Annotated in this window: 18 protein-coding genes and 2 pseudogenes; 13 read left to right on the top strand and 7 right to left on the bottom strand. The window is 66.7% G+C overall.

Translation table 11 applies throughout. The annotated features are described in order from the left end of the window. The first annotated feature begins 49 nt into the window (after positions 1–49). The 4 genes and pseudogenes from HW532_RS08295 to HW532_RS08280 all read left to right on the top strand — a co-directional run bounded on the left by HW532_RS08295 (position 50) and on the right by HW532_RS08280 (position 3975). A pseudogene (locus tag HW532_RS08295) lies at positions 50–1353 on the top strand (M24 family metallopeptidase). After that, a pseudogene (locus tag HW532_RS08290) lies at positions 1354–2036 on the top strand (isochorismatase family protein). It abuts the pseudogene before it with no gap. Between the two features lie 68 nt (positions 2037–2104). After that, complete coding sequence (locus HW532_RS08285; protein WP_213163932.1) at positions 2105–2992, top strand: glycine betaine ABC transporter substrate-binding protein; 888 nt, start codon at positions 2105–2107, stop codon at positions 2990–2992. 32 nt (positions 2993–3024) lie between these two features. Beyond that, positions 3025–3975 carry an alpha/beta hydrolase gene (locus HW532_RS08280; RefSeq protein ID WP_213163931.1) on the top strand — a complete coding sequence of 317 codons (951 nt, stop codon included), beginning with the start codon at positions 3025–3027 and terminating at the stop codon, positions 3973–3975. Positions 3976–4031: 56 nt separating this feature from the next. Here the strand turns inward: HW532_RS08280 and HW532_RS08275 are convergent, their stop codons facing one another. Together HW532_RS08275 and HW532_RS08270 are read right to left on the bottom strand one after the other, a co-directional pair. Continuing rightward, positions 4032–5387, bottom strand: coding sequence for an MmgE/PrpD family protein (locus HW532_RS08275; RefSeq protein ID WP_213163930.1), 1356 nt, complete (start codon positions 5385–5387; stop codon positions 4032–4034). 60 nt (positions 5388–5447) lie between these two features. Continuing rightward, positions 5448–6335 (bottom strand): HalD/BesD family halogenase, encoded by an 888-nt coding sequence (locus HW532_RS08270; RefSeq protein WP_213163929.1) that lies wholly within the window; start codon positions 6333–6335, stop codon positions 5448–5450. Between the two features lie 152 nt (positions 6336–6487). Between HW532_RS08270 and HW532_RS08265 the strand changes: the two genes are divergently transcribed. The 5 genes from HW532_RS08265 (at position 6488) to HW532_RS08245 (ending at position 10963) form a co-directional block, all read left to right on the top strand. Continuing rightward, on the top strand, positions 6488–7363 hold the full coding sequence (locus HW532_RS08265; protein WP_213163928.1) for a LysR family transcriptional regulator: 876 nt from the start codon (positions 6488–6490) through the stop codon (positions 7361–7363). Positions 7364–7436: 73 nt separating this feature from the next. Continuing rightward, positions 7437–8084: an ABC transporter permease gene (locus HW532_RS08260; RefSeq protein ID WP_213163927.1), complete on the top strand. Its 648-nt coding sequence runs from the start codon at positions 7437–7439 to the stop codon at positions 8082–8084. A 13-nt stretch (positions 8085–8097) separates the two neighbouring features. Then, the gene (locus tag HW532_RS08255; RefSeq protein WP_213163926.1) at positions 8098–9282 is read left to right on the top strand and encodes an ABC transporter ATP-binding protein; all 1185 of its coding nucleotides are present in this window, start codon (positions 8098–8100) and stop codon (positions 9280–9282) included. Further along, the gene (locus HW532_RS08250) at positions 9282–10028 is read left to right on the top strand and encodes an ABC transporter permease (RefSeq protein WP_213163925.1); all 747 of its coding nucleotides are present in this window, start codon (positions 9282–9284) and stop codon (positions 10026–10028) included. Before HW532_RS08255 ends, HW532_RS08250 begins: the two co-directional genes overlap by 1 nt. A gap of 44 nt (positions 10029–10072) precedes the next feature. Next, positions 10073–10963: a glycine betaine ABC transporter substrate-binding protein gene (locus tag HW532_RS08245; protein ID WP_213163924.1), complete on the top strand. Its 891-nt coding sequence runs from the start codon at positions 10073–10075 to the stop codon at positions 10961–10963. 61 nt (positions 10964–11024) lie between these two features. Here the strand turns inward: HW532_RS08245 and HW532_RS08240 are convergent, their stop codons facing one another. The 4 genes from HW532_RS08240 to HW532_RS08225 form a co-directional block, all read right to left on the bottom strand. Continuing rightward, positions 11025–12707 carry an FMN-binding glutamate synthase family protein gene (locus tag HW532_RS08240; protein WP_343068660.1) on the bottom strand — a complete coding sequence of 561 codons (1683 nt, stop codon included), beginning with the start codon at positions 12705–12707 and terminating at the stop codon, positions 11025–11027. Between the two features lie 56 nt (positions 12708–12763). Then, positions 12764–13789 carry an endonuclease/exonuclease/phosphatase family protein gene (locus HW532_RS08235; RefSeq protein WP_213163923.1) on the bottom strand — a complete coding sequence of 342 codons (1026 nt, stop codon included), beginning with the start codon at positions 13787–13789 and terminating at the stop codon, positions 12764–12766. Positions 13790–13929: 140 nt separating this feature from the next. Beyond that, the gene (locus tag HW532_RS08230) at positions 13930–14553 is read right to left on the bottom strand and encodes a CVNH domain-containing protein (RefSeq protein ID WP_213163922.1); all 624 of its coding nucleotides are present in this window, start codon (positions 14551–14553) and stop codon (positions 13930–13932) included. A gap of 202 nt (positions 14554–14755) precedes the next feature. Further along, positions 14756–15886, bottom strand: a complete 1131-nt coding sequence (locus tag HW532_RS08225) for a transporter substrate-binding domain-containing protein (protein ID WP_213163921.1) — start codon at positions 15884–15886, stop codon at positions 14756–14758. A 192-nt stretch (positions 15887–16078) separates the two neighbouring features. Between HW532_RS08225 and HW532_RS08220 the strand changes: the two genes are divergently transcribed. After that, positions 16079–16444: a hypothetical protein gene (locus HW532_RS08220; RefSeq protein WP_213163920.1), complete on the top strand. Its 366-nt coding sequence runs from the start codon at positions 16079–16081 to the stop codon at positions 16442–16444. A gap of 45 nt (positions 16445–16489) precedes the next feature. Here the strand turns inward: HW532_RS08220 and HW532_RS08215 are convergent, their stop codons facing one another. Continuing rightward, positions 16490–16738: a bacteriophage holin gene (locus tag HW532_RS08215; protein ID WP_213163919.1), complete on the bottom strand. Its 249-nt coding sequence runs from the start codon at positions 16736–16738 to the stop codon at positions 16490–16492. A 315-nt stretch (positions 16739–17053) separates the two neighbouring features. On the opposite strand from HW532_RS08215, the gene HW532_RS08210 reads away from it, so the two are divergent. From HW532_RS08210 to HW532_RS08200, 3 genes are all read left to right on the top strand, one after another. Then, positions 17054–17332: a hypothetical protein gene (locus HW532_RS08210; protein ID WP_213163918.1), complete on the top strand. Its 279-nt coding sequence runs from the start codon at positions 17054–17056 to the stop codon at positions 17330–17332. A gap of 123 nt (positions 17333–17455) precedes the next feature. Beyond that, positions 17456–18028 carry an HPF/RaiA family ribosome-associated protein gene (locus HW532_RS08205; RefSeq protein ID WP_246479709.1) on the top strand — a complete coding sequence of 191 codons (573 nt, stop codon included), beginning with the start codon at positions 17456–17458 and terminating at the stop codon, positions 18026–18028. Between the two features lie 32 nt (positions 18029–18060). Further along, entirely contained in the window at positions 18061–18939 is an 879-nt protein-coding gene (locus HW532_RS08200) for a helix-hairpin-helix domain-containing protein (protein WP_213163917.1), read from the top strand. Positions 18940–18963 lie beyond the last annotated feature (24 nt).

The raw sequence follows: 18963 nt of genomic DNA, 5'->3' as shown, positions 1-18963 counted from the left end.
TTATCGAGTGAGCAAATGGGTCACTCTTCTGCGATATGGAGAGGGCCAGATGAGTATAGTTGTTTTCGATCCCGACAAGGTGGACGACGTCGATTTCTCCGAGCGGATGAGGCATCCCGATCTCGCCGATCCGTCGGGCGGAATGTGGCTGTCGGACACGGAACCGTCCTATATCGACACCGACGCGCTCAGGACGGGCCGCCTGAAGCGGCTGCGCGACTGGATGGGCGAGGCCGGATATGGCGCGGTCGTGCTGTTCGACCCCTATAACCAGCGCTACGCGACCGGCTCGCGCAACATGTTCGGCTATTTCCTGCGCAACTCGACGCGCTATTTCTTCGTCCCCGCTAAGGGGCCGATCATCCTGTTCGAGTATCCCCAGAGCTATCATGTGACGATGGCGCTCGACACGGTGGACGAGGCGCGGCCCTCAAAGCTCGTCTGGTCGTCGGTCTCCGGCCGCGACGACGAGACCGCAGGCCCCTTCGCCGACGAGATCGCGGATCTTCTCAAGACCCATGGCGGCGGCTCGATGAAGATCGGCCTCGACCGCTGCCAGCATCTGCACGCCGTGGCGCTCCAGAAGCGGGGCTGCGAGGTCAGGGACTGCCAGGGCGAGATCCTCGCCGTGCGCGCGGTCAAGACGCCGGAGGAGATCCGGTGCCTGCAGTCCAGCATGGCCGGGGCGGAAGCCGCGGTCGCGGCGGTGCGCGAGGCGATCCGGCCGGGCATCTCGGAGAACGAGCTCTTCGCCATCATGTATCACGAGGTGATCCGCCAGGGCGGCGAGTTCATCGAGACGCGCCTGCTCTCCTCCGGCCAGCGCACGAACCCCTGGTTCAACGAGGCCGGCGGCCGCAAGGTCAGGCCCGGCGAGCTGGTCGCGCTCGATACCGACACGATCGGCTGCTACGGCTATTATTCCGATTTCTCCCGCACATTCCGCTGCGGGCCGGGCAGGGCGAGCGACGAGCAGAAGGCGCTCTATCGGATGGCCTACGACCAGGTCCAGCACAATATCGCCATCGTGAAGCCCGGCATGGAGTTCCGCGAGGTCGCGGAGAAGGCCTGGACGATCCCGAGCGGTTCGTCGAGCAGCGCTACACCTCCGTCATGCACGGCGTCGGCATGCATGGCGAGACGCCGTTCATCGCCCATGCGATCGACTACGAGACCTATGGGCGCGACGGCCGCCTCCTCCCCGGCATGGTGGTGAGCGTGGAGAGCTATATCGGCGAGAAGGGCGGACGTCAGGGCGTCAAGCTCGAGGACGAGATCCTGATCACGGACAAGGGGACGGAGCTGATCTCCCGGTTCCCCTATGAGGACGAGCTCTTGGGCAGCGAGGTGTGAATGCGGCGGACTTTTGCGATTGACCCCGGGTGCGCCGCGTCGCTCTTCGTCGACCTCCAGGAGGAGCATCGGCAGGATCCGAGATATCTCGTGGCGGGGTTCGACCGGCTCCTCGCCAATGTCGCCCGGTTGCAGCGGACGGCGCGGGGGTCGGCATCCCGGTGATCCATTCGGCCTATATCGTCGACGATATCGTGCGGGCGTCGCGGCCGCTGCATCCGGCCATGCCGGACGGCACGTCGGCCTTCAGCGAGAAGGGCAGCCCGCTGTCGGATATCTGCGCGGAAGTGGGGCCTGTCGATGGCGACACCGTCTTCACCAAGTCCGATGCCAGCGCGTTCGACGGGGGCGCGCTGGAGCGCAAGCTGCGCGCCGACGGTATCGAATGGCTGTTCGTTGCGGGCGTGTGGACGGAGGCCTGCATCCAGGCGACGGCCAAGCAGGCCGTCGATCTCGGCTTCAGGGTCGTTCTCGTCAAGGATGCCTGCGGCAGCGGCAGCCACGCCATGCACCAGACGGCGATCCTCAACATGGCCAACCGGCTTTACGGCGGCGCCGTCACCGATACCGAGGGCGCGTGCAGGCTGATGGCCGGCGAGACGGTCGAGGCGTGGAGGCTCGAGGGATCGGTGCCCCTGCGCTTCGACTACGAGACCGCGCCAGGACTCTACGCGGGACTTTAGCGAGGGGGCGGTCGGGTGGCGCCCGTCCACACACGGGTGCCTCCCGAAAGACGGAAGGGATGGAGACCATGTTCAAACCAGTCGCACGGCTTGTCGCCGTCACAATCGCGCTCGCTCTCGGGGCCGGCTCGACCGTTGCCGAAACCATCACGGTCGGCGGCAAGGACTTCACCGAGCAGTTCCTTGTCGCGGAGATGACCAGACAATTGCTGGAGGCGAAGGGATACGACGTCGAGAAGAACGACGGCCTCGGCTCCACCGTGCTGCGCAAGGCGCAGGAGAACGGGCAGATCGATATCTACTGGGAATACACCGGCACCTCGCTCGTCGTCTACAACAAGGTCAAGGAGCAGCTCTCGCCGGAGGAGACCTACGAGACGGTCAAGGAGCTCGACGCGGAGAAGGGGCTCGTCTGGCTCGCTCCCTCCAGGGCGAACAACACCTATGCCCTCGCGATCCGGCAGGACAGTCCCAAGACGGACGGCATGGAGACGATTTCCGACCTCGCGGCCGCCTATCGCGACGGCACGCCGGTGGTCATGGGGGCGACGGCGGAGTTCCCGAGGCGCGAGGACGGGCTGATCGGGCTGGAGAAGGTCTATGACTTCAAGGCGGGCCGCGCGAACATCCGGCCGATGGAGATCGGGCTCGTCTATCCCGCGCTCGCCAATGGCGATGTGGACGTGTCGACCGTGGGCGCCACCGACGGGCGGATCGCGTCGATGAACCTCACCCTGCTTGAGGACGACAAGAATTTCTTCCCGAATTATGCGCTCGTGCCGGTCGTCCGGGAGGAGACGCTCAAGGCCAATCCGGAGCTCAAGGACATCCTCGAGACGCTGTCGGGCAAGTTCGACGACGCCACCATGCAGCGCCTCAACGGCGAGGTGGACGTCCACAAGAAGACCATCGACGCGGTCGCGGAGACCTTCCTGAAGGAGCAGGGTCTCCTCTGAAGCGGCGGCACCCAATGGGAGGCAATGCGCATATGACGGATTACCGTACGCTCCTCGACGCCGAGACACAGGCGTTCGTCGAGCACACGAATGCCTTCTATCCGCCGGATGCGCATCTGCTCCCGATTGCCAGGAGCCGCGCGATCTACGACAAGATGTGCCGCGCCTTCTCCGCCGGCCGTCCGGACGGTGTGACCGTGCGGACGGACGCGATCCCGGCGGACCGACGGTCGATCCCGATCCGTACCTACCGGGCGGATGCGCCCGGGGACGCCGCAGTGCTCTATTTCCACGGCGGCGGCTTTATGCTGGGCGGGCTCGACAGCCATGACGATATCTGCGCGGAAATCTGCGCGGGAACCGGATGCGAGACGGTCTCGGTCGACTATCGACTGGCACCCGAACACAAGGATACCGCCTCGCTGGACGACGCCGTGGCAGCCTTCGAATGGCTGGCCGAGACCGTCCGGGGCCCCATCGTCCTCGTCGGGGAATCCGCCGGCGGAATGCTCGCCGCATGCCTTGCCCACGGGGTGCGGAACCATCGGCGCGCGCCGGCCGGCCAGGTGCTGATCTATCCAAGTCTCGGCGGGGACATGACCGCCGGCTCCTATGTGACCCATGCCGACGCGCCGCTTCTCACCGCACGCGATGTCGCGTTCTACAACGCCGTCAGGACGGATGGCCGGGATGTCTCCGGCGATCCGCGATACACGCCCCTGGCCGAGCCGGACCTCTCCGGCGTGGCGCCCACGGCCGTGTTCACCGCCCAGTGCGACCCGCTCTCGTCGGACGGGGAGGCCTATCGCGACGGGATCCTGGCGGCCGGCGGGCAGGCGGACTGGCACGAGGAGCAGGGGCTCGTGCATGGCTATCTCCGGGCGCGCCACACGGTCGGCCGGGCGCGCGAGAGCTTCGCGCGAATCCTGCGCGAGATCGTGCGCCTCGCCGCCCCGCAGCGCCAGGAGGCCCGGGTCGGTTGAGGATCGGCGATCATGTCCGGTCCGGATGGCGGGCGCGCGCGGCGGGCCGGACCGGTTCACCGCGGCAGGCGTGCGCTCAGGCCGTCGGGCGGGGATGCAAGGAGCCGCCCGAGGATCGGCTCTTGGCCGGGAGTGTCCGTGCCGATGGTCTCGATGGATCGGGCGATCGTTCGTGTCCGTTCGGCACCGAGCACCGGTTCGGCATAGGTCTCGAACTTGTCGCGTATCCGGTTGGCCGTTGCCGGCCGCTCCGGGTCTCCGAAGGCCTCCGTGTCGCCGCTCGAGAGGATGGATCCATTGCGCAGCAGGAACCGCACACGTGCGATGCGCCGCTCCGGGAAGCGGGCGGAGAGCGCCGGATCGGCGGTCAGCGCCATCGTCTCGCTCAGACGCCGGATCCCGGGGTCGCCAAGCGCGTCGCCGGCGACCTCGTCGATCCCCAGACGGCCGCGCACCGCCGCCGCGGCGACGGGGAAGGGCAGCGAATACTGGGCTTCCTCGGTGGTCTGCGGGCGGCGTGTGGCGAGCCGGACGGCTTCGTCGAAGCTCTCCACCTCGATCCGTGCGATGTCGTCCGCCGCGACGCCGTGGCCGGCCTTCAGCGCCAGTGCCGCCTCGATGGCCGGCTGGGCCCATCGGCAGACGGGAAAGGGCTTGTAATATTGTTCGAGTACGCGCCAGCGCTGTCCGAGATCCCGCCACAGATCGGCGGTGTCCGGCGAGTCCACGAGCGTCGCGGGCGCCCCGGTGAAGCCGTCCTGTGCGAGGTAGGCCGCCGACACGCCCGCCATCGCGCCCCAGCCGGACCCGTCCTTGACCATGGTCGGATGGTCGATGCAGCGCATCATCGGGCTGCGCGGTCCGTGATACTCGCCGATGCCGATGGCATGGCGCGCCGCCGGCCCGCCGAGACCCAGCATGCGCACGCCGATGGCCGCCGTGGCGACGGCGATCCAGGCGCCGGAAGTGTGGTAGTCGCGGGCCAGGCGGTGGAGCGCGATCCCGGCGCGCGTGCCGATCTCGTAGCCGAGGATCAGGCCGATCAGGAGTTCGCGCCCGTCCGCGATGTCCTCGGCATCCATATAGGCGAGCACGGCGGGCAGCGCGCCGCAGCCGGCATGGCCCTTGGTCAGCCGGTGCCCGTCATGGGCGTCGAGCGCGTCGATGGTCATGCCGCCGGCCAGCGCGGCGCCGGACGGGCTCACGGTACGCCCGTCGAACAGGATCCGCGCGCCGCGGCCGCCGGCGGCGAAATGGGCGCATGCGTGATCGCGGATCAGGCCGGAGAGCGGCGTCCGGCTGCCGGCGGCGGCGACGCCGACAAGGTCGAGGAACCACAGCCGGGACTGCCGGGTGACGGTCTCGGGAATGTTCCCGAAACCGGTTTCGCGCAGAAAGTCCGTAATGGCCATGACGACCCCGTCGAGATTGTCCGTCCAGGAAACGCTCCGCCGCCGGCGGTACACCGGCCCTCAGTCCTGCAGCGTGTCGGTGCGCTTAAGCCCGTTGCGCTCTTCGCGCTCGTGGATCGGCGCGACGCGGCCGAAGAGCTTGCGGGTGCGCGCGGCGCGGCCGATGAAGCCGGGCTCGCGGGCATAGCCGAAGATCACGGTGTGACGGTCGCGCTCGCCCTCCACCCTGGCGACGCGGTGGAGCGACAGGCGGCCATAGAAGATCTGCAGGTCGCCGGGCTTCAGGTCGAGGGCGCGCACGGGCGCCCGGTCGCCGGCGAGAACGGCGTTCACCGCCTCGATGTTCTCGTTGCCCGCCTCGCGGATCTGCGGGCAGTACTCGAAGGTGCCGCCGGCTTCGGGGGCCCTGGTCATCATGGTCACGATGAAGTCGTTGGAGTCGTAGTGCCAGGGATGCTGGCAGCCGGGCTTGAGGCAGTTGACCACGAGGCCGGCCAGCGGGTCGGCATATTCGTGAAGCTCCGGCTCCTCCATCGCGGCGGCGATGAACGCCTGGAAGGCCCGGTTCTCGTAAAGCGAGCGGATCAGCGTGCCGTCCGGGATCATGTCGCCGGCGACGAAGCCGTTGGTGCGCTCGTTGAAGATGTTGACCGGATGGTCCTCCGGCAGGGAGGGGTCGCCGTCGCTGTTGTAGATGTTGGTGACGGTCGAGTTGTAATGGGCGTGGGGCCCCAGATGCCCCGTCTCCGCCTCGAGCCGCTCCAGCGCGTCGGGCCGGATGAAGCCGTCGAGGACGACACAGCCATCGTCGTTGAGCTGGGCACGGCAGCGCGCGACGAGCGCCATGGCCTCAGGGGTGTCGAGACGGTCGATCGGGTAGCGGTCGAGATCGACGACCTCGCCGAGCGGCAGGGCGGTTTCCGGAAGGGCTTTGGCGGATATGGACATGGGGGTCGCTCCCGATTCAGGTCGCAGGGATCAGTGTGGTTGGGGACAGTCATGATGTCAGTCCGCGCGACCCTACAAGGCGTCCATTGATAAGTGAAACGACGATGTGCCATAGTATCGATGATGTTTCGAAATAGATTAACGATCGAGGCATGACCGGGATGGACTCCGATCTACTCAGGACATTTCTGGCCGTTGCCGAGCTCGGCGGCTTCAGCGCCGCCGGCAAGCAGCTCAACCTCACCCAGTCTGCGGTCAGCCTGCAGATCAAGAGGCTGGAGGAGCGCATCGGCGTCAGCCTGTTCGACCGTACGAGCCGCTCCGTCGCGCTCACGGAGGCGGGGGCCATCCTCGTCCCCTACGCCCAGCGGATCCTGCGCCTCAATGGCGAGGCGGAGGAGGCGATCGTGAAGTCGGCGGAGATGCAGGAGGTGCGTGTCGGCATGACCGACGAGCAGGCGGTCGTCTATCTGCCGTTCGTGCTGCCGATCTTCACGGCGCGATATCCGGATGCGCGGCTCGCGGTCGTCTGCGACGAGAGCCCAGAACTCGTCGAGCGCGTCCATGACGGGCTTCTCGATATCGCCATCACGATCCGCCATCCCAACAGCAATGGCGGAACGGTGATCGGGCAGGAGGCCCTGTGCTGGGTGGCTGCGAAGGATTTCGCCCCGAGCGACAGCGACGTCATTCCGCTGGCCGTCAATCCGGATGGATGCGTCTATCGCGCGACGGCGATTGCCGCATTGAACCGCGCCGGGCGGCGCTGGCGCATCGCCTTCACCAGCGCCAATCCGACAAGCACGAACATCGCCGTGCAGACCGGGCTTGGCGTCGCCGTGAAGACGGAGCGTGCGCTGCCCGAGGGCTGCCGCGTGCTGGGGCCGGAGGACGGCATGCCCACGCTCGGCGCCGTGGTGGTGGAGATGCATTCGGTCGCGCCGGTGCTGACCGAGCCGGTCCGCATGGTCCGCGATCTCCTGCTGGAGGCGGCCGAGCGGCACGAGGGGTTCGCGGCCGCGGTTTGAGAACTGGAACACCGTTCCGTCGCCACCCGGGGGAGAGGGGCTGGCGGCGGCACGACCGAAGGGGAGGGTGGCCTTGGAAACGATTGCGTTCATTACGAGCAATCTCGGCGTCATCGGCGAGTTGACGATGGAGCACATCTCCATCGTCGCGGTGGCCGTCGGGCTTGCGGTCCTGACCGGCGTGCCCATCGGCATCGCGATCACCCAGAACAGGTCCGCCGCCGATATCGTGCTCTACATTGCGAGCATCATCGTCACGGTGCCCTCGATCGCGCTGTTCGGCATCATGATTCCGGTCCTGTCGCTCATCGGGCACGGCATCGGCTATCTGCCGGCGGTGATCGCGGTGCTGCTCTATTCGCAGCTCCCGATCATCCGCAACACCTATACCGCCATCAACAATGTCGATCCGGCGCTGCGCGAGGCCGCTCGCGGCATGGGCATGAAGCCGGTCCAGCGGCTGTGGCGCGTGGAGATCCCGCTCGCCATCCCGGTGATCATGGCGGGCGTGAGGACGGCGGTGGTGATGAATATCGGGATCACCGCGATTGCCGCCTATATCGGCGCGGGCGGGCTCGGCACGCTGATCAGCCGCGGCATCTCGCAGACCGATCCGCGCCAGCTCATCACCGGCGCGCTCGCGGTCAGCCTGCTCGCCATCGCCGCCGACTATTTCCTTTACTGGGTGCAGCGCCGCCTGACGCCCGCCGGGACCCGCTGAGGGGGATGACACGATGATTACGCTGAAGAACCTCACCAAGATCTTCGACGCCGGCGGCGAGCCGGTCACCGCGGTCGATCACGTCAATCTGGAGGTGCCGGCCGGCGAGACGGCGATCCTGCTCGGCCCCTCCGGCTGCGGCAAGACCACCACGCTCAAGATGATCAACCGGATCATCCCGAAGACGAGCGGCAAGATCCTCATCGACGGCGAGGATACCGACGGCGTCAACGAGATCGAGCTGCGCCGCAATATCGGTTACGTCATCCAGCAGATCGGCCTGTTCCCCAACATGACGGTGGAGGAGAACATCGCCGTCGTGCCGGACCTGCTGGGCTGGGAGAAGAAGAAATCGCGCGCCCGCGCCGCGGAGCTCCTGGAGATGGTCGCGCTCGATCCCTCCATCTTCCTCAAGCGCTACCCGAAGGAACTGTCCGGCGGCCAGCAGCAGCGCGTCGGGGTGGCCCGCGCGCTCGCCGCCGACCCGCCGGTCATGCTGATGGACGAGCCGTTCGGCGCCATCGACCCGATCAACCGGGAGGTCATCCAGGACGAGTTCCTGAAGCTCCAGCAGGAGATGCGCAAGACCATCATGTTCGTCAGCCACGATATCGACGAGGCGGTGAAGATGGGCGACCGCATCGCCATTTTCCGCGCCGGACGGCTGATCCAGTACGACACGCCCGATAACGTCCTCGCCCATCCGATCAACGAGTTCATCGCCGATTTCGTCGGCGGCGACCGCACGCTGAAGCGGCTCAGGCTCGTCAGGGTCTATGAGGCGATGGATGCCGAACCGCCGAAGATCGTGCCCGAGGACGACATCAGGAAGGCGGTCAAGCTCATGGAGGACCACGAGCACCAGAACGCCGTCGTCGTCGGACCGCGCGGGCGTCCGCGCGGCTATGTGCACTATAACGACGTGAAGGACGCCAGCGGCGCCGTGAAGGAGCATTGGGCGGGCTATCCGAAGACGGTCAGTATAGATGCCGACCTGCGCACGGCCGTCTCGGAGATGTTCACCCACAACGTGACCTGGCTCGCCTGCGTGGACGACGATGGCCGGTTCCGCGGCTACATCACCCAGCGCCAGATCACGCATCACCTGGGCGCGACCTATACCGACAGGAGCGAGCTGCCCGATCCGAACGTGCCGCCGCCGGGAACCCCGGTGGCGCAGGCAGAGGAGGCGTCGTGATGGCCGCCGCTGCAAGCGCCCGCGAGAGTGTGGGCAACCGGGTCCTCGGCTGGATCGGGCTCCTGGCCGCCTTCGGATTCGGCATCCTGGTATCGGCGACCGGGCTGATCGACGAGTTCGTGTATTACTGGCCCGATATCGAATATCTGGCCGTGCAGCACATGAGGCTGGTCGCGATTTCGGGCGGCCTTGCCATCGTGGCCGGCATCGCCATCGGCATCTGGCTGTCGCGCCCGTCCATGGCGCGCTTCGCCGAAACCGTCATGCAGGTGTTCAATATCGGTACGACGATCCCGACGCTGGCGATCCTCGCCCTGTCCATGAGCCTGCTCGGCATCGGCGCCGTTCCGGCAATCTTCGGCCTGTTCATCGCCTCGCTTCTGCCCATCGTGCGCAACACCTATGCCGGGCTGAAGGCGGTGCCCGCCCATATGAAGGAGGCGGCGAACGGCATGGGCATGTCGCCGCGCACCATGCTGCTGCGCGTCGAGCTGCCCAATGCGCTCTATGTGATCTTCGCCGGCATCCGCACCGCGCTCACCATCAATGTGGGCACCGTGCCGCTCGCCTTCCTGATCGGTGGCGGGGGCCTGGGCGAGCTGATCTTCACCGGGATCGCCCTCAACGAGTTCGGCATGATGCTGGCCGGCGCCGTGCCGACCGCGGCACTCGCGATCGCGACCGATTTCGCCATCGCCCAGATCCAGTACTGGGCCATCCCGCGCGGCGTCAATCCGCAGCGCTAGATCGACGGGAGACACCTCCCGAAACGGAAAAGAGGAAAGACACCATGTTCAAGTCAATCGCACGCACCGTAACCCTCGTGGCCGCGCTGGCCCTCGGCACGGCGACCGCCGCCACGGCCGAGACCATCACGGTCGGAGGCAAGAACTTCACCGAACAGCTCCTGCTCGCGGAGATGACCGAGCAGCTTCTCGCCGCCAAGGGCTACGACGTCGACAAGCGCGACGGCCTCGGCTCCACCGTGCTGCGCCAGGCCCAGGAAAACGGCCAGGTCGACGTCTACTGGGAATATACCGGCACCTCGCTCGTCGTTTACAACAAGGTCAAGGAGCGCCTCTCGCCGGAGGAGACCTACGAGAAGGTCAAGGAACTCGACGCAGAGAAGGGCCTCGTCTGGCTGAACCCGTCGAAGGCCAACAACACCTACGCGCTCGCGATGAACAGGAGCGAGGCGGAGGAGAAGGGCATCGCCTCGATCAGCGACCTGAAGGCCAAGCTGGAGGCCGGCGAGGAGCTCTCCTTCGCCGTGAACGCGGAATTTCCGCACCGCGAGGATGGCCTGCGCGGCCTGCAGAAGACCTATGACTTCCGCTATCCGCGCAGCCTCCTGAAAGCGATGGAGAGCGGTCTGACCTATCAGGCGCTCAAGGAGAACCAGGTCGATGTCGGGCTGGTCTTCGCCACCGACGGGCGCATCGCCGCCTTCGACTTCGTGACGCTCGAGGACGACCGGGGCTTCTTCCCGGCCTATGCCATCACGCCCGTCATCCGCAAGGAAACGCTCGACGCCAATCCCGAGCTCGCGGAGGTGCTGAACGGCCTGTCGGCCAAGCTGGACGACGACACCATGCGCAAGCTGAACGCGTCGGTGGACGTGGACAAGAAGACCATAGAGGAGGTCGCCGGCAACTTCCTGAGCGAGCAGGGCCTGATCTAGGGGTACCTTTGACCCGCGGCGCGAGGGTGGCCTGTTCCGGAGCGGTGCCCCGGCGGGCCGGTCAGTCGGCGCGGGCGAAGCTGTCGGGGCGGGCGGCGCGCCACATCGCCCTGTAGAAGGGGTGGCGGATGGTCTCGTCCAGCAGCTCGCCGTCTTCCAGATAGGTGAGCAGCTCGGAGAACAGACGGATCTCGCTGGAGCTGACCCGCCGGACGAGGTGATGGGGGCGCAACTCGCCGGGGTGTTCCAGCCCGGCGCAGGCCAGGAGTTCGGCGAGCGCGTTGAGCGTGTTGCGGTGGAAGCTCGCCACGCGCTGGGCCTTGTCGGTCACGTCCAGCGCGCGCTGGCGCAGGGGATCCTGCGTCGCCACCCCGGTCGGGCACTTGTTCGTGTGGCAGCTCTGGGACTGGATGCAGCCGATCGCGAACATGAAGCCGCGTGCGCAATTGACCCAGTCTGCGCCCATGCCGAGCACGCAGGCGATGTCGAAGGCGGAGATGACCTTTCCGCTGACGCCGATCCGGATCTTTCCGCGCAGCCCCGTGCCGACGAGCGTGTTGTGGACGAAGAGCAGCGCCTCGCGCATCGGCACGCCGACATGGTCGGTCAGTTCGAGCGGCGCGGACCCGGTGCCGCCCTCCGAACCGTCCACCACGACGAAGTCCGGCACGATCCCCGTCTCGCGCATGGCCTTGACGATGGCCATGAACTCCCAGGGCTGGCCGAGGGCGAGCTTGAAGCCGACCGGCTTGCCACCGGACAGGCGGCGCAACTCGGCGAGGAAGGCGACCATCTCCAGCGGCGTGCGAAAGCTCCTGTGGAACGGCGGAGACACGCAATCGGCGCCCATGGAAATGCCGCGCGTCGCCGCGATCTCGGGGCTGATCTTGCGCGCGGGCAGGATGCCGCCATGGCCCGGCTTGGCGCCCTGGCTGAGCTTCACCTCGATCATCTTGACCTGCGGGTCGACCGCCTGGGCCGCGAAGCGCTCCGCGGAGAAGGATCCGTCCTCGTTGCGGCATCCGAAATAGCCGCTGGCGATCTGCCAGACGAGGTCGCCGCCATTGCGCCGGTGATAGGGGCTGATGCTGCCTTCGCCGGTGTCCTGGGCGAAGCCGCCCAGCTTCGCACCCTTGTTCAGGGAAAGGATCGCGTTGGCGCTGAGCGCGCCGAAGCTCATTGCGGAGATATTGAGCACCGAGCCCGAATAGGGCTGGGCCGTCTGGTCGTTGCCGATCGTCGTGCGGAAGCCCGCCGGATCCCCCATGGCGATCGGCGCCGTGGAGTGGCAGATGAACTCGTAGCCGTTCTCGTAGGTGTCGGCGAGCGTGCCGAAGGGGCGCTGGTCCGGTTCCGACTTCGCCCGCGCATAGACGAGCGAGCGCTGGATACGCGAGAAGGGCAGCTTCTCGAAGTCGGTCTCGAAGAGATACTGGCGCAGCTCCGGGCGGAACCGTTCGATCAGGAAACGGATGTGCCCGACGACCGGATAGTTCCGGGTGACCGCATGCCGGGTCTGGACGAGGTCGTGGACGCCCAGGACCGACAGGAGGCCGAAGACGGTCGCGAGCGCTGCATAGACGGGATGCTGCCCCCGAGCGGGACGAACATGGCCGCAAGTACGATGCAGAGTCCGAACGAGACATAGCGGCTCAGGATCGAGAGCGTTAGGAAACCTGGCATTTTCCCCCCAAGGGCGTTGCCGCGCCGAGACCGTTATCCGTGGTTTGCCGAATGAGTCCAACCGCGAAAATGTCCGCCACGCAAGTTGCCATCAAGGGCGGATGACGCGGCGGCGCACTATTCGTTCCCGCGCGGCGCCTGGATCGGCATGAGGCTGTAGGTCGCCTCGAAGCCCAGATGGTCGGAGAGCTCGCGTCCCTGGGGCTTCTCGTCGTAATTGCGCATCATGCGGATGGGCGTGATCTTGTAGTTGTTGCCCTCGATGATGAACTGGTGGTCGTTCGTCTTCTTCCAGAGGGACTTTTCGGTGGCGTTCGGCCCCAGCGTGCAGGACTTGGCGGTGTTGAAGCACAGCTCGCCCGCATTGATGCCGCCGAGATGCTCGGAGAAATAGATATAGCGCGGGGCGACCTTGATGTTCAGGTCGCCGGCAAGGATGCCGGAGCGCGGGCGGACCGTCTCGTCGACGAAGGCCACGAGCTTGTCGGTCTGGGCATGATGGGCCTGCAGCCGCTTCTCCTCGGGGGCTTCGGAGCGGATGTTGGAATCCATGTGCGAGGTCACGAGGTCGAAGGGCGTATAGGGCTCGGGCAGCGCGATACGCACATGGATGACGGACTTGTTGGCCAGGCAGTCATTGCCCGAGCAATCGGAGCCGAACAGCTCGCTGTCGCGCGCGACGAACGGGTACCGGCTGAGCACATAGAGGCCGGAATTGACGAATTTCCTCGTATTCATGCCGGTCTGCTCGGTGCGCATCCTGATCGGCTCCTTCGCCTTCGCGCCGACACCCTTGCCGCTGGTGCTGCGCCGGCCGGGGCCCTTGAACACATAAGGATATCCGGCCGCCTCAATCAGCTTGCGGCTGCGCGAGGTGAAGGCCTCCTGCAGGAACACGACGTCCGGTCCGTCGCCGGCGGCGCGGCGCCTGGCGAGGTCCTTGCCGATATAGGCAAGCTGCGGCTCCGAGTTCTTGCGCAGCGGCCAGGGCAGGTCGTTGACGTTGTAGGTGAGGACGGTCAGCGTGAACGGCTTGGTTCCCTGGGCGTCCGCCCGGACCGCGCCGGAGGCCGTCAATGCCGCGAGCGCCGCGACCGCGATGGCTGCGAGGAACAGGTTCCGGTGTGGGCGAAGCCGTCTCATGCTTGCATCCTTCCATTTGGCGGGGCGTTGTCCCGCAACATCCGCGCCGGGGTGGCCGGCGGCTGCTGGCGCGCGATACGCCGCGACCGCCGGCCCCGGTGCCGTCCGTGCGGGTTGCCGGGATCAGACGACCCGGTTCCTCAGCCGCACTTCAGATGGCCATTGTCGTTCATGACCCGGTCATTCTTGCACTTGTTGTACTTGATATCCGTCTTTCTCCAGCTTCCGTCGCGCTTCTGGCAGACCGCATGAAGCTTGTTGCCGTCGAGGCGGGCATTGCGGCAGGTCTCCTTCCAGCTTCCGCCGGGCATCCTCCCGGCACCCTTGCAGCGCAGATGGCCATCGTCATTGTAGATCTCGCTGCGGCACTGGCGATAGTTGATGCTGGTCTTGCGCATGTCGCCGCTGCGCGTCCTGCAGCGCGCGGTGAGGGTGTTGCCGCGAATGTCGGCGTCGCGGCAGGTTTCCTGCCAGCTTCCCCGCGGCAGCGGCTTGCCTCGCTCGTCGCAGCGCAGCTTGCCGTTGTCATTGTAGATGTCGCTCCTGCAGCGCTTGTAGGCGATGCTGGACTTGTTCCATTTGCCGTTGCGCTTGCGGCATTGCGCGATGAGCTGCGCGTCGGAGGATCCGACATTGACGATGCGGATGTCGCGGCAGGTCTGCTGATAGCTGCCGGGAACACGCGCATGGCCGGTCGACGAGAGACCGACGGCCCCCACCACCAATGCGGCGGCGAACACCGCCAGGGTCCGAAACAAGGTCATGATTGTGAACTCCCCGGTTGGTCGATCCGCCAGCCCTGCATGCGCCCGAACGTCCGGTCCGCACGCCATGCCCCTTGGCCGGCAAGGCAAACGCTAACACAGTGCACTGACAATCCAAGTCCGATCTGGTTATCCGGCGCGCTATCCCCCGGCCACGCCGGCCGACGATGCCGCCATGGGCGGCGGGGGCAGGCTTGCCTCGTCACGATCCCTCGCCGAAATACTTGATCCTCAGCGCCTCGATTTCGTCGGCTTCGTGGGCTTTCAGGATCTCGATGGTGAGCGGGCGGCGCAGGCCGTCATTGCGCGTCGTGGCGAAGGCGTATTTGCTCGGCTCGAAGATGCGCCCGACGACCTCGAGCGGCTGGTCCGCATGCGTCTTGGCATAATATTCGAGGACTGCGGTATCGGCGATGACGGCGACGACCGTGCCGTCGAGCAGCGCATCGGCGGCGTTTTCGAGATCCGGGAAGGCCAGGATCCTCAGCCCGGCCTCCTCGGCATAATCCTCGCCGACGCTGCCGTCCAGGACGCCGACCGTCTTGCCGGGCAGGTCGTCGACGCTGTTGATCTGGCTGGTGATGGCGAGCGCGGTCATCACGCTGGTGACGGTCGAGGTGACATAGGCGATCAGGGCCACGCCGGCGAGCAGCCAGATGCCCTGGAAGATGCGGCCGATCCATCCGAACAGGTTCTTGCTCATGGCCATCTTGCCGGATGTCACGACGACCATGACGTTGTAGAAGCTCTCCGCGAGCCCGTCGCGCCATCGGGCCGGGAAGTCGCTGTCGAACCGGCGGTAGAAGATGGTCATGCCCAAGGTGGCGGCGAGAATGACGAAGCCGATCCAGGCATAGGCCCTGAGGTAGCCGCTGTCGCGCAGGCCGGCGATCACGTCCCGGAAACTGCTGCCCTGGTCGGCGCGCGTGAGGATGCGCAGGCCCCCGTCGAACCAGGGCTGGGTGAAGTCGACACGCTGGGCCCGCCTCTCCGTGACCGTCAGATTGGTCACCGCGACATCCACCTCGCCCGCGGCGGTCGCATCGACAAGGGCGCGTGCCGTATCGTAGGTCCTGTAATCCCATTGAAGACCAAGGCGCGAGGCGAGGTCCTCCCAGAGCTCCACGGACAGCCCGGTGAAGCCGTCGCCCTCTGCTATCACGAAGGGTGCGCTGAGCCTCACGCCGACGGTGACGCGTTCCGGCGTCGCTTCCGGCGACGATGGCTGGCTGTCCTGCGCGCCGGCCTGGCAGGTGGCCGCCACGAGCACGAAGAGGGCGACCAGCACAGACGGGACAAGCGCGGATATTCGGGGGCTCGGGTAGCGGATCATCGTTCCAGCATTCGTTTCGCTTTGGAGTTGCTCGCGGTGGGAAGCCTATTCATAGAGGGTAAGACGCAGACCGAGCAATATGGCGTCGGTCATCCATGGCACGAAAGCCGGTTTACCTTGCAAAACGGAGTGGGGCATAGTGGCGGGCGAAAGCGATGAACGCCAGCCGCAGATCAGGGAGCTTGACGGCCCATGTCTACCCTCTCCAGAGTCCTCCTTGCCGCCTGTATCGCGGTCCTGTCGGCGGGCAGTGCGGTTCCGGCGTCGGCCCAGCTCAACAGCCCGTTCGGGCGGGGCAGCAACGCCCTGTCGAAGGACGAGATCGCCCTGATCCGACAGAGCATTCGCCAGGTGCTGGAGACCTACAAGGTGGGTGCGACAAGCAAATGGCAGCTCGACAAGACCGGGCGCAGCGGCGAGGCTGTCCTGAAGAAGACCTTCGAGCGCGACGGCATGCGCTGCGCGGTGATCACCCACGAGTTCCTGACCGGACAGGGCAACCCCTACACCGCACCGCTGTGCAAGTATCCCAACGGCAAGTGGCTCCTCACATTCTAGGGGGCGGCCCGCCCGATCGTCCCGGCAACGGCTCCGTCCGGGCCGCTACGGCCGGACGAACCGGTTATAGAGCCAGGCGGTCAGGAAGCCCGCGATGAAGCAATCGACAAACGCCCAGACCGCTCCGATGATCGCTCCGCCGAGCGACGCGCCGTAGCCGATATAGAAGGAGGCGATGGCCTCCACGATGGGGGTGCCCCATCCGAACATCGCCGTGATGCCGAGAAAGAACATGTAGATGGCGCCCAGAATGCCGAATGCGGCACCGAGCGCCAGGGGCTGCAACTTGTTCATCGTGCCTGCTCCTCATCCCGGCTGCCGGGCCGGATGGGCAGGGCAGAGCCCGCTTCCGGCGTCACGCTCCGCGTGATGGAGCGCCCGGGCAGCTCACGCCCCATCGTGAGCCGCCGCGCTGTCCCGCGGCCATGACATGGATCAATCGGCGCGACCCGTCGAACCATCGTCGTGAACGGGCTTTATTGATCCGGGCGTGCAGTTGGAGTCATACTTTCCCTTTGCCATGGGTGGGCTTGGCCCGCCATTGCCCCGATGCCGACAAGGCTCACCGGAGAAGGGGTGAGGCTGCGACGTCGGGTCCGCGAGACCGTCATGAAGCCGCTTCGACCTGTTCTCCATGAGCTTGCCAACAGCCTCCAGGCCGCAGACTGCTATCTCGAAGTCCTGCGCCACGAGTTGCGCAACAGCGACAATCCGGCGGACCGCGCCTATCTCGAGGCCATTGTCCGGCAGGTCCGGGCGGCCAAGCAGGGCCTGCACAGGCTGCGCGACCGGATCGACCGCGACGACGCCGAGATCGTCGACCGGCCGGACGATGCCGGCGACGACATGGCCTTGCTCCGGCCACGGAAAGGGCATGGCGGGAGCTGAGGCGGCGACCAGCCATCCGGGTCCGGTTGCGCGGCCCGTTTGATCCGTATCAAGGCCGGGTCCGCCCTCCGCGCGGTACAAGACACCAAGCCCTTCAAGGGCCTTCCCGGACAATAACGGAGGATGGATATGGAGACCCCGGTCGAGATCGCCTATCAGGGCATGAGCCCCGGCCTGACGCTGCAGGACTTCATCGAGGAACATGTCGGCGAGCTGGAGACGCGGTTCGGGCGCATCACCGCCTGCCGCGTGGTCCTGAAGGGGCCCGGGGAACATCAGCGCTCGGGCGGTCTCTACGAGGTCAATATCCATCTCTCGCTGCCGGACGGGCGCGAGGTCAATACCAGCCGGACGCCGAAGGTCGACGAACGCCATGCCGATGTGCGCTTCGCCATCAGCGACGCCTTCAGGCGGGCGCGGCGGCAACTCCAGGACCATGTCCGCAAGCTGCAGGGCAAGGTCAAGACCCACGAGCAGTCGCCGGTCGCGACGGTGGCGAGGCTCGCGCCGTCGGGCGATCATGGCTTCCTGGAGACGGCGGATGGCCGCGAGATTTATTTCCACCGCAACAGCCTTCTGAACGCCGACATGGCCGCGCTCGGGCCCGGAACCCGCGTGACCTTCGCGGAGGAAATGGGCGAGAAGGGCCCGCAGGCCAGTACGGTGAAGCTCATGGGCAAGCATGCCATGCGATGACGATGGCCGACCGCAGCCCGAGACCCGGGGTGATGGGCGCGCCGGATGAGGCGGGCGGCGGCAATGCGGCCATCGCCGGCCGGCTGCGCGACTATGCCGACGTGCTCGAGCAGCAGGAGGCCGACGGCTTCCGCGTCGGCGCCTATCGCCGTGCCGCCGACCTGCTCGATCATCTGGAGCACCCGGTGGCCGGCCTCTTCGCGGACGGGGGGCGGGAGGCGCTGATGGCGCTTCCGGGCATCGGCCCCTCCATCGCCGCCGCGATCGCTCAGATGCTGACCACGGGGCGCTGGCCCCAGCTCGACCGCGTGCGCGGGCAGCTCGATCCGGAAAACCTGTTCCGGACCCTGCCGGGCATCGGCCCGGAGCTTGCCCGCCGGCTCCACGAGGAGCTTCATCTGGACAGCCTGGAGGCGCTGGAGACCGCCATTCACGACGGCCGGGCGGCGGGCGTGGCCGGCATGGGCGACCGGCGCCTGAGGATGCTCGATGCCGAGCTCGCCCAGAGGCTCGGGCGGCTGAGGGTTCGAGCGCGCCCTCAGCCCGGCATGCGCCCCTCCGTCGCCCTGATTCTCGATGTCGACGACGAGTACCGGCGGAAGGCGCAAGACGGCCGTCTCCAGCTCATCGCGCCGAAGCGCTTCAACCCGTCGGGCGAGGCCTGGCTGCCGATCCTCCATACGCGGCGCGACGCCTGGGAGTTCACCGCGCTCTACTCCAATACGCGGCTTGCCCACGAGCTCGGCCGGATCAGGGACTGGGTGGTCATCTATTTCCACACCGACACCGAGCCCGAGGGCCAGTGCACCGTCGTCACGGAAACGCGCGGAGACCTCGCCGGCCGCCGCGTCGTGCGCGGCCGCGAGGAGGAATGCCGTGCCGAGGTGTATGGCGACCGCCCGGCCGGCTAGGCCGACGCGGCAGTTTGCGGACAA

It is taken from the genome of Kaustia mangrovi, assembly GCF_015482775.1.
Lineage (GTDB): Bacteria > Pseudomonadota > Alphaproteobacteria > Rhizobiales > Im1 > Kaustia > Kaustia mangrovi.
The sequence above is the reverse complement of the archived record's forward strand: the minus strand, read 5'-3'. Positions and strand labels throughout refer to the sequence as shown.